This window comes from Microcystis sp. M165S2 (assembly GCF_020245885.1).
Classification (GTDB): domain Bacteria; phylum Cyanobacteriota; class Cyanobacteriia; order Cyanobacteriales; family Microcystaceae; genus Microcystis.
Map to the genome: position 1 here is coordinate 1 of NZ_JADBTZ010000060.1, position 12926 is coordinate 12926.

General features: G+C 44.1%; 13 protein-coding genes, 1 tRNA gene, 2 pseudogenes and 1 riboswitch. Of the genes and pseudogenes, 7 read left to right on the top strand and 9 right to left on the bottom strand.

Translation table 11 applies throughout. The features are described from left to right. Positions 1–148 precede the first annotated feature (148 nt). Entirely contained in the window at positions 149–790 is a 642-nt protein-coding gene (locus tag IM479_RS03370; RefSeq protein ID WP_190718528.1) for an L-threonylcarbamoyladenylate synthase, read from the bottom strand. Between IM479_RS03370 and larC the strand changes: the two genes are divergently transcribed. Next, entirely contained in the window at positions 767–2023 is a 1257-nt protein-coding gene (larC, locus tag IM479_RS03375) for a nickel pincer cofactor biosynthesis protein LarC (protein ID WP_287685418.1), read from the top strand. The two genes, IM479_RS03370 and larC, sit on opposite strands and share 24 nt — an antisense overlap. Before the next feature lie 40 nt (positions 2024–2063). On the opposite strand, the gene IM479_RS03380 is transcribed toward larC, so the two are convergent. Further along, the gene (locus IM479_RS03380; RefSeq protein ID WP_287685420.1) at positions 2064–2516 is read right to left on the bottom strand and encodes a DUF29 domain-containing protein; all 453 of its coding nucleotides are present in this window, start codon (positions 2514–2516) and stop codon (positions 2064–2066) included. A 124-nt stretch (positions 2517–2640) separates the two neighbouring features. Here IM479_RS03380 and IM479_RS03385 point away from each other — a divergent pair. Continuing rightward, positions 2641–2799: pseudogene (locus IM479_RS03385) on the top strand (ISKra4 family transposase); the annotation flags it as partial. 203 nt (positions 2800–3002) lie between these two features. Here IM479_RS03385 and IM479_RS03390 read toward each other — a convergent pair. Continuing rightward, positions 3003–3344 (bottom strand): annotated as a pseudogene (locus IM479_RS03390) (transposase); the annotation flags it as partial. Positions 3345–3474: 130 nt separating this feature from the next. Here IM479_RS03390 and IM479_RS03395 point away from each other — a divergent pair. The 3 genes from IM479_RS03395 to IM479_RS03405 all read left to right on the top strand — a co-directional run bounded on the left by IM479_RS03395 (position 3475) and on the right by IM479_RS03405 (position 5130). After that, positions 3475–4050 carry an ATPase gene (locus IM479_RS03395; protein ID WP_287685421.1) on the top strand — a complete coding sequence of 192 codons (576 nt, stop codon included), beginning with the start codon at positions 3475–3477 and terminating at the stop codon, positions 4048–4050. After that, the gene (locus IM479_RS03400; RefSeq protein ID WP_287685423.1) at positions 4043–4228 is read left to right on the top strand and encodes a hypothetical protein; all 186 of its coding nucleotides are present in this window, start codon (positions 4043–4045) and stop codon (positions 4226–4228) included. The genes IM479_RS03395 and IM479_RS03400 overlap by 8 nt, the downstream gene beginning before the upstream one ends. Before the next feature lie 170 nt (positions 4229–4398). Further along, a complete protein-coding gene (locus IM479_RS03405; protein WP_287685425.1) occupies positions 4399–5130 on the top strand; it encodes a TIGR02391 family protein in 732 nt (243 codons plus the stop codon). A gap of 20 nt (positions 5131–5150) precedes the next feature. Here the strand turns inward: IM479_RS03405 and IM479_RS03410 are convergent, their stop codons facing one another. Beyond that, a complete protein-coding gene (locus IM479_RS03410; protein WP_286826363.1) occupies positions 5151–5939 on the bottom strand; it encodes a TrmH family RNA methyltransferase in 789 nt (262 codons plus the stop codon). Positions 5940–6030: 91 nt separating this feature from the next. Further along, positions 6031–6114 (bottom strand) — tRNA-Leu (locus tag IM479_RS03415). Between the two features lie 191 nt (positions 6115–6305). On the opposite strand from IM479_RS03415, the gene murA reads away from it, so the two are divergent. Then, positions 6306–7619: a UDP-N-acetylglucosamine 1-carboxyvinyltransferase gene (gene murA, locus IM479_RS03420; protein ID WP_287675926.1), complete on the top strand. Its 1314-nt coding sequence runs from the start codon at positions 6306–6308 to the stop codon at positions 7617–7619. A 162-nt stretch (positions 7620–7781) separates the two neighbouring features. On the opposite strand, the gene IM479_RS03425 is transcribed toward murA, so the two are convergent. The 4 genes from IM479_RS03425 to IM479_RS03440 form a co-directional block, all read right to left on the bottom strand. After that, positions 7782–8618, bottom strand: a complete 837-nt coding sequence (locus IM479_RS03425; RefSeq protein ID WP_286826359.1) for an ABC transporter ATP-binding protein — start codon at positions 8616–8618, stop codon at positions 7782–7784. Positions 8619–8623: 5 nt separating this feature from the next. Further along, the gene (locus tag IM479_RS03430; protein WP_286826360.1) at positions 8624–10027 is read right to left on the bottom strand and encodes a CmpA/NrtA family ABC transporter substrate-binding protein; all 1404 of its coding nucleotides are present in this window, start codon (positions 10025–10027) and stop codon (positions 8624–8626) included. Between the two features lie 4 nt (positions 10028–10031). Further along, positions 10032–10871 carry a nitrate ABC transporter permease gene (ntrB, locus tag IM479_RS03435; RefSeq protein ID WP_287080170.1) on the bottom strand — a complete coding sequence of 280 codons (840 nt, stop codon included), beginning with the start codon at positions 10869–10871 and terminating at the stop codon, positions 10032–10034. Between the two features lie 107 nt (positions 10872–10978). Further along, a riboswitch (cyclic di-AMP (ydaO/yuaA leader) is annotated at positions 10979–11113 on the bottom strand. Between the two features lie 181 nt (positions 11114–11294). Beyond that, positions 11295–11897 (bottom strand): Uma2 family endonuclease, encoded by a 603-nt coding sequence (locus IM479_RS03440; RefSeq protein ID WP_287685427.1) that lies wholly within the window; start codon positions 11895–11897, stop codon positions 11295–11297. A gap of 647 nt (positions 11898–12544) precedes the next feature. On the opposite strand from IM479_RS03440, the gene IM479_RS03445 reads away from it, so the two are divergent. After that, positions 12545–12926, top strand: a 382-nt coding sequence (locus IM479_RS03445) for an RNA-guided endonuclease InsQ/TnpB family protein (protein WP_287685428.1), incomplete at its 3' end; no start/stop codon positions are given.

Consider the following 12926-nt stretch of genomic DNA (forward strand, 5'->3'; position numbering starts at 1 on the left):
GTGGGGTGTGGGGTGTGGGGTGTGGGGTGTGGGGTGTGGGGTGTGGGAAGAATAAATAAAAATAATCTCCTATCTCCTATCTCCTATCTCCTATCTCCTATCTCCTATCTCCTATCTCCTATCTCCTGTCTCCTGTCTCCTGCCTTCGTTATAACCATTGTTGTAATTCCGGCCAACCCAAACCCTGACGCACGATATCCGGTTGATCGCCAGTAAAATCAACAATTGTTGACACTTCCGAACCGGGAGCAGAGCCATCTTCGATAATTAAATCAACGATATGATCGAGGGCATCGAATAACCTAGCGGTTTCTAATCCCTTGGTGGGAAAATCTCCCTCCTGATCGGGAAGATGGGCAGAACTAGAGATAATGGGATTTTCTAGGGTTTCGAGAATAGTGCGACAGATAACGTGATCGGGAACCCGGATACCAGTGGTTTTCCGCTTTGGATTCATCACCACTTTCGGCACTAATTTAGTCGCTGGTAAGAGAAAAGTGTAGGGACCGGGTATGACTCGTCGCATAATCTTATAGGCATGATCGCTGACCACTGCGTACTCGGAAATATTCGACAAAGAAGAACAGAGAAACGTCAAGGGTTTATCATTAGATAGTTGCTTGATTTGGCGAACTCGTTCGACGGCAGATTTCACATTGAGATCGCAACCGATCGCATAGACAGTATCGGTAGGATAAAGCATAATTGCCCCATTTTTAAGGGCATGACAGATTTCTTGGATAGAACGTTGTTGGGGATTTTCGGGATGGAGAGAGTAAATAGTAGCCATGATAGCAAAATCGTCGCCTATTGGGATTGTCCCACGGGAATCGCCGGGGATATGTGTTTAGGGGCATTAGTAGATTTAGGAGTCCCCTTAGAATACCTGATTGCACAACTAAAAACTTTAGGAATTGAGGATGAATATCAGTTAAGGGCCGAAAAAGTGCATCGTCGCGGTCAAATTGCTACTAAGGTTCACGTCGATGTCACTGCCGAGAAGTCCGATCATCATCACCACCATCACCATCATACCCCCGCTCGCCATTTACCGGAGATTGAAAATTTAATCAAACAGGCAAATTTACCCCAGAAAGTCCAAGAATGGAGTTTAGCGGTTTTTCAACAACTTGCGATCGCAGAGGGAGCCGTTCACGGGATCGCGCCAGAAAAAGTCCATTTTCACGAAGTGGGGGCAACCGATGCCATTATTGATATCGTCGGGACTTGTTTGGGTTTGGATTGGCTATCGGTGAGTGAATTATACTGTTCTTCTCTCCCCACCGGCGGCGGTACAGTTCAGGCCGCCCATGGTCGTTTACCGGTTCCCGTGCCAGCAGTAGTACAATTGTTAAGTAATCGACAAGTACCTATTTATAGTAATGGCATCGCAGCGGAGTTAGTAACACCCACGGGGGCAGCTATTGTGACAACTTTAGCTAAAAGTTTCGGTAAACCGCCCAAAATACAGTTAGAAAAGGTCGGTTTAGGGGCAGGGACAAAAGATTTACCGATTCCCAATCTTGTCCGGCTTTGGTTAGGGAAAAAAGCACCAGAAAAGCTAGATGAAATCGAAACTGTGGCAGTTTTAGAAACTCAAATTGATGACTTAAATCCGCAAGCGATCGCCTATTTAAGTGAGGCTTTATTACAAGCGGGTGCTTTAGATGTATTTAGTCAAGCAATTACTATGAAAAAATCTCGTTTGGGGATACTTTTGACAGTAATTTGTGGCTTGGATAAAATTGCTATTTGTGAAAATATGATCTTTCAGGAAACAACAACTTTAGGCATTAGAAGGACAATTCAAGAGCGATCAATCTTAAAAAGAGAGATACAATCGATCGATACTGTCTATGGTCAAATTCGGCTAAAAGTTGCCTACAAAGAGTCAATTAATCAACCGATTACCGTACAACCAGAATACGAAGATTGTGCCGCAATTGCCCGTCAGCATCATCTACCTTGGCGATTTGTTCATCAAATGGCCTTGGCTATTTGGCAAGAAAAAAATCAGTCTTGACAGCAGGGCGATTTTCTCATAAAACTGCCATATCCATTGTTCAAAAGGTATTTTCAGGAAAATAATCACAATTTAAAACCTGTTCTTGGGTAAAAGGACAATCAACCGGAAAAGTTTCTTTTGGTAAATTAGTTTCATTTACCGTCCCTCGCACTGCTTTTTGATAACATTCTGCGAAAATATCGGCTAAATAGGGTTTTAAGCTAGGACTATCCCTGAAAATAAGCTCTAATTGTTCTCTTTGCTCATCAATCGTATTTATCCAGCTATTAGTCCGTTTTTCCGGTTGATATTGCCATTTAAGTAAGTGCATCAAGAGAACTTTTAAACGGCCGAATATCTCCCGTCTATTATTACGTCCCATATCGGATATTTCTTCGATTAAGTTATCTAAATCGAGGGCTGCTAAATTATCCTTTTTTAAGTGATTTACGGTTTGCTCAATCCACAAATTAAAATCAGTTTCATAAAGCTGAGATAATTTAGTTTTCATGTTGATAATATCCCATTTAGAAGTGGGTGGTAACGCACCACTCTCTTAACTGTAACCGTTCAGGGGAGGTATCAAGCAGTCAGTAACATTGACTCTGTGGAAGGACTCTCCCGGGGCAGCAGGGAAAGAACGAGTTTCTTCCCTAGGTTCAGGCGCGATTGAATCGGGGATTAAACAAATTGGAAAGCGGGTTAAACTTTCGGGCGCACCGTGGCAAAATGAGAACGTTTCTTCTATTCTATCTTTACGTTGTGCCTATCTTAATGGTGTCTTGTCCAGATGATATTTTTACAAATATGAGATGCAGAGGATTTACCATACTTTATCTAGTCTTCAAGGTATTTCTTTCTCTTTTTTATGATAAATTTAATTGTCGTACAAATGCAAAAAACTCAGAGCAAAATGATAGTTGGTGGTGATTCGGTAGTAGTGATGGAGGCTTAATCGGCCGATTCAAGTCTGAATTGCATCACTGTCTCATCTACCTTCATAGAATACCTCATTCGGGGTACGATAGTCAAGGCATTGATGACCCGCTATTTGTTCGGGGCTATGATAATCTTTCAATCCTTTTTTCACCTACTCTAAGGTAGCCTTGCTGACATTTTTAAAGGGTTGTTTGGCATTTTTTCGCCGCGTCTCGCTTTGAGCTTGTGCTGTGTCAGGTAGATAGCAGCCAAGGAAACTTTGATTCTTTTTTAATTCCCGTGATATTGTGCTTTGATGACATCCGAGCCAGACGGCCATTTGCCGTTGAGATAAATTTCCCTCTTGACTAAGTTGGTAGAGTAAGTTTCTTTGTTCTATGTTAAGATGTGGGCGGCTCATTTTTGGGTCTGATTTGTTGTTGTTAATGATCAGAGAGTACCTGATGAGCCTTTTTCTGTCAACTCTTGAGGTTGATGCGTTTCATTTTTGAATTGGCGTCAAAATAATCTGGAGGACGAGCTTTTCCCTCATGTCTGATGTTTATCTAATTGGTGGCCCCAATGGTTCCGGGAAAACCACCGTCGCTAAAAAACTTTTACCCAACTTTTTAGGCGTTATCGAGTACGTTAACGCCGATGAAATTGCCGCCGGAATCTCACCTTTTAATCCTGAGTCGGTTGCTATCCAAGCAGGACGCTTGATGTTAGAAAGGTTGGTAACGCTGAAGTGCCAAGGAATAGATTTTGCCTTTGAAAGCACCCTGGCAGCCCGATATTTTGCCCGTTTTTTGAGAGACTGTCAAAGTTCTGGCTATAGGCTCAATCTTATTTATTTTTGGCTACAAAGTCCAGAATTAGCTTTAGAGAGAGTTCACAGAAGAGTAGCCAGTGGCGGTCATAATATTCCTGAAGATGTGGTTCTTCGTCGTTATGAGCGGGGACGTATTAATCTCATGCAGTTGTATTTACCTTTGTGCGATACTTGGGTTATCTATGATAATTCTGGGGATGAGCCGCACTTAGTTGCTGAATGTCCCTTCAATCAACAAGTCATTATCTATGACTCCTCTATCTGGCAACAAATAACTGAGGTAGCCCATGACTGAGCCAATTCCTGATAAATTATCGGAACGAATCGATACAGGTGTTAGAGTCGCAATCGCAGAAGCAATTGAGAGACACCGTCTCTTAGGAGAATCTATCAGCATTTTCAAAGATGGCCAAATTGTCACCCTAACAGCCGAGCAAATTCCGCCAAAATTTGCCAAAAAAACGGAGGTGTAAAAAATTGGTTGACTGTCTCAACTTGCACTATTCATAGAAACAGTTTCACCTATCCGAGGGATTTATATAGAGGTCGATTTTAGCAAATTCCCGTTACTCGAAAACTGGGGAACAGAAAATCAAAAGTATATGGTATAATGGTACTGTTGTTTACCTTTCGAGGCGTAAATATGAGTTTAACAGAAAAACAAAAAGACCTTTTGCGATGGATAGTTGAACAAGTACGGGCTGGTAATCTTGCCGAGGACAGTATTTGGTACATTAAGAATTTTACAGGTTATGGTTGGGTTGGTTACAAGGGTTCTGATAGCTGTCCTCCTGTCACATTCGCAACGCTCGATATATTAGAAGAATATCGTTATATTAAGGGGCAAAAAAAAGACTCAAATCAATACAAGGGCGCTCTAACACAAAAAGCTTATGAAGCGGTTGATTCTAACTTTGCTGAACCCGATCGCTCGGCTATTCCTCATCTAATTCCCTTGACTGAAGTTGAACATTTAGACTCCGAACTATGGGAGAGAGTCCGTTTTTCTGTGAGTGCGGGTGGAGATAATCCAAAAGCGTGGGATACTGGGATTCGCAATGCGACAGTGGTTTTAGAAGACCGCATGAGGAAACTGGGAAATATAGATAATATTAATCAAAAAGCCACGGGTAATGGTATTGTTAACTTAATTTTTGGAAGCAATAAATCTCTACAAAAAGATAAGCTTCCATCAGAAGAATTAGAGGCATACCGTGATTTATATTCGGGTACAATGAAGCTTTTTCGTAATCGTTACGCTCATCGATTCATCGATCCTAAACCAGAGGAGGGTGGGGCAATTATCGTATTCATCGATTTATTGTTGAAGATGCTAGATGATTTAGATTGGGAGACAGAAAACGAGAATACATAAATCTCTAATTCTTGTCTGGTTTAACTATTCACCGATAATTGTCTTCTAGCTTCGTAGAGGATGACAGCAGTAGCGATCGCAACATTTAAAGATTCCACACCACCAAAGAGGGGAATTTTCACCGTTTCATCGGCTAAAGTCGCTAATTGGGGCGATAAACCGGCTCCTTCATTGCCTAATAATATTAAAGTCGGACGGGTAAAATCAATCTCCCAGTGGTTTTTGGTGGCTGTGGGTAAAGTTGCGATCGCTTTTACCCCCTGTGCTTGATATTTTTTCACTAAAGCCGATAAATCCGATTCTACCACCAGGGGCGATCGAAACCATTCCCCGGCGGAACTGCGGATCACTTTGGGATTATCGATTTCGACGCTATCGAGACTTAACCAGATACCCTGTACTTCCGTAGCCACGGCAGTGCGAATAATAGTGCCGAGATTACCCGGATCCTGCAATCTTTCCAAAACTAAGCCCAATTGTAGCGGATTTTGGGGGACTGGATGAAGGTGATGACGGGAAATAGTGGCAATCACACCATCGGGATTAACCGTTGTTGCAAGGGAAGCGAGGACTTCCGGGGAAACTATCTCGACTCGTTTGGCTTGATTTTGAAGCTTCTGCGCTAATTCTCCCTGTCTTTGCCGCCACTTTTCAGTATAAAAAACTGTCTCTAGGGAACAATTCACCGCTAAAGCTGTCTCTAGTAAGTGCGTTCCCTCAATTAAGGACAAATTCTGCTCCTGTCGCTCTCTAGTGCGGTGTAGCTTGCGAATTTGCTTGATTAAAGGGTTTTGAACACTGCTAATCATAGCCGTTACAGGAGAGCGATCAAGACTATAGCCAATAGGATTTTTCACCCCGCTAGGCCTACCCTAAACAACCACGTCTTGAGGGAGATAATGCGGAACTCGGGACTTGAACCCGAAAGTCTTTGCAGACACTAGAACCTGAATCTAGCGCGTCTACCAATTCCGCCAGTTCCGCATTTTTCTTTCACAATCTTTTATTATACTATCGGACAATCCATAAGTCAAGATGGTTCAGATAATTAAGACAAAAATCGCTTTTCGGGGTAGAATCACCAATAATTTCCTCAAAAATCTGATAAAATGCAGTGTCATTTTGCCGAAGCTATCCTTAGCCAAGACTGCCAACCAAGATAAATGAATGATCCTATGACCATCGATACCGAGCATCCCTATTTAGAAATTCAAGGTCGTCACTCTCTCAAGGGTGAAGTCAAGATCAGTGGTGCCAAAAATGCCGCTCTAGTCATTATGGCGGGGGCTTTACTCTGCTCCGACCAGTGCCAGATTAGTAATGTACCTGCCCTGGCCGATATCGAGCGGATGAGTCAAATTCTCTCGGCCTTGGGCGTGCAAGTCCGTCGCACCAAAGATAGACTAGAGATTGATGGCAGAGACCTCAAACAAGCTCAAGCACCCTACGATCTCGTCTCCCAGTTGCGGGCCAGTTTTTTTGCCATTGGACCGATTTTAGCCCGTTTAGGAGAAGCAAAAGTTCCCCTCCCCGGCGGCTGCGCCATTGGGGCCAGACCGGTGGATCTGCACGTTAGGGGTCTCCAGTCAATGGGTGCAGATGTATTAATCGATGGCGGCATGGTACACGCCCGCGTTAAAGGTAATGGTCGTCTGAAAGGGGCGAATATTTATCTGGATTATCCCAGTGTGGGAGCGACGGAAACCCTAATGATGGCGGCGACTTTAGCGGAAGGGGAAACCATTCTCGGTAATGCGGCCCAAGAGCCGGAGGTGATTGATTTAGCCGATTTTTGTGTTTCCATGGGGGCAAAAATTCGCGGTGCCGGGACCAATACAATTGTCATTGAGGGAGTTTCCCGTCTGCACAGTACCGATTACAGTATCATTCCCGATCGCATTGAAGCCGGAACTTTACTGATAGCCGGGGCGATTACCCGCTCAGAAATAAGTCTTTATCCCGTGATTCCCTGCCATTTAGCTTCGGTAATTGCCAAACTGCACGAAATCGGTCCGGAAGTGGTGGAAGATGGTCCTAATCGTCTGCGGATTATCCCTAGGGACTTAAAAGCCACCGATATCGAAACCCTGCCCTATCCCGGTTTTCCCACGGATATGCAGGCCCAATTTATGGCTCTATTAACTTTAGCCGAGGGCAGTAGTGTGGTTAATGAAACGGTTTTTGAAAACCGTCTGCGTCATGTGGCCGAATTAAAGCGTCTGGGAGCAGATATCAAGGTCAAAGGAAATGTGGCTTTAGTGCGCGGTGTGCCTTTCCTATCTGGGGCGCCGGTGATGGCCACGGATCTACGCGCTTCGGCAGCTTTGGTGGTAGCGGGATTGGCAGCCCGGGGGACTACTATTGTGCAGGGACTCCATCACCTCGATCGAGGTTACGATAATTTAGAGGGTAAATTAAGAGCATTAGGGGCAAATTTGCGCCGGGTTGATCCTTTAGCCTCAGAATTGGCTACCTTGAGCCAATCTTAATAGGATGATTAGTTATCGCTGTTCTATCGGTGTTGAGTGGATTTCCCGTGGGCAACAATATAGAACAGCGTTATATTCAATCTAGTTGAGGAGATAAAAAATTAACCTAGTTTCTCCTGATTTCAGAGTTGCGACTCTAGGTTAATCTCACTTTTTTACCACCTATTCATCCGCTGTAAAATAACGCTCTAGAAAATCGAGAGCATGATTTCTCAAATCATAATATTCTTGAGTTTCTCGCATGGCGTGACGATCCCGGGGATGGGGAAAAGGGACTGTTAAAATCTCACCGATATTAGCATGAGGCCCATTGGTCATTAAAACAATGCGATCGGACATAAAAATTGCCTCATCTACATCATGGGTAATCATGATCACCGCTTGCCGGTGACTCTCCCAAATTTTGAGAACTTCCTGTTGTAATTTTCGCTTAGTTAAAGCATCTAAAGCCCCAAAAGGTTCATCCATCAATAGCATTTTCGGTCGAGTTACCAAAGCGCGAGCGATGCCCACCCGCTGCTTCATTCCGCCGGAGATTTCTTCGGGATATTTATCAGCAGCGGCCGTTAAATGCACCATAGCTAAATGTTCATTAACAAGGCTATTTTTTTCAACTTTACTAGCACTTTTAAGAACTTCATCCACCGCCAAACGAATATTTTCTCGCACTGTCAACCAGGGCAAAAGAGAATAATGTTGAAAAACCATCATGCGGTCGGCCCCCGGTTGACGAATTAACTTTCCTTCTAAAGTGACCTGTCCCGAGGAGGCTTGTTCTAAACCAGCGATAATTTTTAAAAGCGTCGATTTGCCACAACCAGAATGACCGATCACCGAAATGTATTCTTGGGAACCAATAGTCAGATTGACCCCATCGAGAACGACAAAATTACTGCCATCAGCTTTAGGGTAAGCTTTAACGATATTTTTAATTTCTAAAAATTCCTCCCCAGAAAAGGAACCTGAGATCGAGTTAGGAACAGAGGAGAATTGAGCCATAATAATTATCCCTGCAAATAAAAGAATTGAGGTAAATTGGCGCGAATTTCAAAACTATTGAGATAACCAACGAGATCGCTAGGATCAAAAGCTTTTTGATCGATAAAAGACCTTGCTGGTACAACGTAATAATCCTCGCTGGGACAAATAATACCCATATCGTCGGCGATTTGACGGTATAAATCGGTTCTCCAGGCTTTTTTGGCTATTTCTTCGGCATTTTTGGGTATTTCAGCAATCTGTCCCCAGCGAGCGGCTTGGGTGATTAACCAAAGACTTTCGGATTGCCAGAGAAAGGTAGAATGATCGTGATCGGCTTTGGCAATATCCTCGGGCATGGCGAAAAAAATTGTCGTGGCTATGTCCTTAACCAGACGTTTTCGATCATCGAAACCGCCATAGTTGTAATCGCCAACAATGCCGGGGCGGGTCAATTGTGGTTTTGCCCCTGTAAACGAGCGCCCGGAAATGATCGTCGCTACTTCCTCTCGATTTTCAGGTCGATCGCAATACTGACAAGCTTCAATCATCGCTTTGACTAAAGAGCGATAGGTTTTCGGGTTTTCTTCGATAAAAGACTCCATCACCGCTAGAATGCGATCGGGGTGTCCTTGCCAGATTTCCCGTCCTTGGGCAAAGGTAAAACCGACCCCTTCGTGACCAGTAATCGCCCTAGTGTTCCAGGGTTCGGCCACCATATAAGCTTGCATTGTGCCAATACGCATATTGTTGACCATCTGCGGTGGCGGAATAATCAAAAGACGAAATTCCTCAATGGGATTAATGCCCATCGATGCCGTCAGATAACGCAGGAAGTATTCATAGATGGAGGAACTCAAGACTGCTGCCCAGATGCGCTCTTCTGGGGGGATACTCTGGAAATAGGCGTGCAGTTGCTTGCCCGCTTGCTGAAGATCGCCATTATACTCTCGCCAAGGTCGAAGGCCAAAATCCCACATCGGCCGGTTCATGGTCATAGCGTTGCCGTGTCGATGAATAGTCATCGCCCCACACAGAGGGGCAACCCGCGCCCCTTCTGCCCCCGTCCTCGCATTGGTAATCGCCCCGGAGACCACGGGAGAAGCGTCCAAGCGTCCGAAGATAATCCCATCACGGGAATTCGCCCAACTTGCTTCCCGACTGAGGGTGACATTCAGTCCATACTTGCGAAAAAAGCCTTTTTCCCAGGCAACCGCGAAGGGGGCGCAATCATTGACGGGGACATATCCCACGGTGAGGTTAGGTTTTTCTAGGGTTTTCGGATCGATAATCGGGGTTACGGCCAGGGCTGCCTCGGTTAATCCCGTCGGGTTGCGACTGGCATTGATAGTACAGGCAGTCAGGCTACCAGTAACCAGGGTCGTCCCCAATCCTTGAAGGAAGGTACGTCTAGATATGGGGGGAATCATGGTATTAACTGCCCGGTTTAGCGGGACGATGGGTGACAAGGACTTGTAAACGGCTAATTAGGTAATCGAGGATTAAACCGGTAACGCCAATGACAATCACCGCCAGAAAGACGGAACTAAGGTTTAAGCGATTCCACTCATCCCAAAGAAAAAACCCGATTCCCACACCTCCGGTTAACATTTCCACGGCTACGATGACTAACCAAGCAATTCCTAAACTTAAGCGCAATCCCGTAAAAATGTAAGGCAAACTAGCGGGGAGGATAATTTTAAAAATCTGGCGATATTTGGGCATTTCTATGACTCTGGCCACATCGATATAGTCTTTGGGTACACTACCGACTCCTAGGGCTGTATTAATCATGGTTGACCAGAGGGAGGTGATAAAAATAACAAAAATGGCCGAGGGTTCCGCGACTCCAAACATGGCTAGAGAGATGGGTAGCCAAGCTAGGGGAGAAACGGGGCGTAGAATTTGAATGATCGGATTGAGGATGAGCATAGCCGGCCGGGATAGCCCGATGAGAAACCCGACCGGAATAGCCACTAATGCTCCCAACAGAAAACCAATTAAGACGCGTCGCAAACTGGCTAGTAATAGCCAACCAATGCCGAGATTGCCCGGACCGCGACGATAGAAGGGATGGAGAATATAATCGAGATTGCTAGTCAAGGCCTGCCAAGGATTGGGCATCAATTCACTTCGGAAAGTCGCAATTATCCACCAGAGGGTAATCAGACCGATAAAACCCATCGCCGGATACAGTACCACATCCTTGAACAGCCAAGCTTTCGCTTGCCTGCCTGTGGCACGCGCAGCGACTAAAATAGCCGCAATATTCATGTTATTTACCCTTATATGAGGATCGAGGTACAGATAATGAGCAGTACCAACCAAGAATCCTGAAAGAGTCAGAATATTTGCAGGAATATCTCCTATTCTGTTTCCCTTCAGTCTTCCCCCAATGCCGACGAAGTTAGCTGACGGGCTAGGACTGAGAGATGTCCTTTTCATTGACTGAAATGCGCCCCAAATTCGGTTCCTCCGCTTCAACACACCGTCGTTGAATTAGGCTGACTTACTCTACTTGCTCAAAATGATAGCACATTCGATCGAGTTGTGGGAAAATCCCGGTCGCCTCTGATACTAAATCCTTTTTTAACAGTATGATTAACTCCCAATCCAACTTTAAAAACCCACTCCCCACTTCCCACTTCCCCACTTCCTTACTTCCTAATTCATAACGGGAGTCCGAAGCGATCGCATTCACCAAATCTTAGCCATTACTAACTCAAACCCCGGCAATTCTGGATCACCACTAACGGTTTCAGGATCATTTAAAATTTCTGGTTCTCGATGGGGGCGATAAATATAGACTTGGCGATTTTGGCGATCGATTAACCAACCCAATAAAGTACCATTGGCAATATATTCCTCCATCTTTTTCTGCAAACTGGATACTGTATCACTAGCAGAACGTAATTCAATGACAAAATCGGGACAGATGGAGGCAAAAGAGGCTTTTTGTTTTTCTGTTAAAGCATTCCAGCGTTCTAATTTAATCCAAGCAGCATCGGGTGAACGAATTGCACCATTGGGCAGCGTAAAACCCGCACTAGAATCAAACCCAAGCCCTGTCCCATCTAGTTCTGACCAGTTCCAAAGTTGAGCGGCGATATTAAAATTGCGATTACCCGTATCTGAAAAAGCAGGGGGCATAACGATCACTTCTCCACTGGCACTGCGTTCAATGCGTAAATCTCGATTGGCTAAACAAAATTCATAAAACTGCTCCTCCGTCATCGGCATAATCCAAGGAAGATCAATCATCAGAGGAGCCGAGGTCGCTTGTACAAGTAGTGTCGTCATATTTTCGCCCTACTCAAGAATTACATGAGTTAACAACTGAATGCCCCTCAATCTTAACTTAGCTCTTGTCATCGGCATTGTTGACTACTAGAGATAGAATGCGATCGCTCTTAACCTGGCCCAAGAAGCCTGACGGCGAGAAATGTAAAGATTTATAAAAATGTAGCTTAAAATACAGTTGTGGGGGTGGGCGTGTGTATTGTTTTGTTGTCCGTCTTTTCAGAAAAAGAAACCACAAAAGTATTCTAATACCATCAATAAAATCCCACAATTCCCCTTCATTAATTGGAGGGGTTTTTATTAGTTGTCAGTTGTCAGTGAAGAATTGATAACCGCTAACTGGTGACTGTTGATTGTTAACTGTTCCGCGAGCGAGATTTGAGGATAATTCAGCAGATAAACTACCATAAATGCTTGGGGATAGTTTTTCCTAGCTTAGGGGGACTGAAAGTTTAATTTTCCCTCTGTTATTCAAATAGAATTATGAAACTATCTTGCTGAAAATGACTGTCGTGAGTTAACACTTGACTGATTTTTAAGCGCTGCATGACCGTCATCGAAAATTTGGGTCTGAAACCCCGTCGTTCTAGGTTGGCTTTACTGTTAAATATTAGCACATTTACGAAATATATGCTAAAATGTGAGACATGGAAAAAGCCTATTGGTTTCGATTTTACCCCACACCAGAACAAGAGTCGCTATTGCGGCGCACTTTGGGCTGTGTAAGATTGGTTTACAATAAAGCTCTCCATCTCAGAACACAAGCATGGTACGAAAAGCAACAAAGAGTAGGATATACTGAAACTTCTTCAATGCTAACCGAGTGGAAAAAGCAAGAAGAATTAGACTTTCTCAATGAAGTAAGCTGTGTACCTTTGCAACAAGGGTTAAGACATTTACAAACAGCTTTTACTAACTTCTTTGCTGGTCGTACTAAGTATCCTAACTTTAAGAAAAAACATCAAGGAGGAAGTGCCGAATTTACTAAGTCAGCTTTTAAATTTAAAGACAAACAAATCTATTTAGCTA

Bases quoted from the DNA above. Each gene is read 5' to 3' on its own strand.
- IM479_RS03410 (WP_286826363.1), bottom strand. From the start codon at position 5,939: ATGATTAGCAGTGTTCAAAACCCTTTAATCAAGCAAATTCGCAAGCTA.
- IM479_RS03395 (WP_287685421.1), top strand. From the start codon at position 3,475: ATGTCTGATGTTTATCTAATTGGTGGCCCCAATGGTTCCGGGAAAACC.
- IM479_RS03400 (WP_287685423.1), top strand. From the start codon at position 4,043: ATGACTGAGCCAATTCCTGATAAATTATCGGAACGAATCGATACAGGT.
- IM479_RS03430 (WP_286826360.1), bottom strand. From the start codon at position 10,027: ATGATTCCCCCCATATCTAGACGTACCTTCCTTCAAGGATTGGGGACG.
- IM479_RS03425 (WP_286826359.1), bottom strand. From the start codon at position 8,618: ATGGCTCAATTCTCCTCTGTTCCTAACTCGATCTCAGGTTCCTTTTCT.
- IM479_RS03440 (WP_287685427.1), bottom strand. From the start codon at position 11,897: ATGACGACACTACTTGTACAAGCGACCTCGGCTCCTCTGATGATTGAT.
- murA (WP_287675926.1), top strand. From the start codon at position 6,306: ATGACCATCGATACCGAGCATCCCTATTTAGAAATTCAAGGTCGTCAC.
- IM479_RS03370 (WP_190718528.1), bottom strand. From the start codon at position 790: ATGGCTACTATTTACTCTCTCCATCCCGAAAATCCCCAACAACGTTCT.
- IM479_RS03380 (WP_287685420.1), bottom strand. From the start codon at position 2,516: ATGAAAACTAAATTATCTCAGCTTTATGAAACTGATTTTAATTTGTGG.
- larC (WP_287685418.1), top strand. From the start codon at position 767: ATGGAGAGAGTAAATAGTAGCCATGATAGCAAAATCGTCGCCTATTGG.
- IM479_RS03405 (WP_287685425.1), top strand. From the start codon at position 4,399: ATGAGTTTAACAGAAAAACAAAAAGACCTTTTGCGATGGATAGTTGAA.
- ntrB (WP_287080170.1), bottom strand. From the start codon at position 10,871: ATGAATATTGCGGCTATTTTAGTCGCTGCGCGTGCCACAGGCAGGCAA.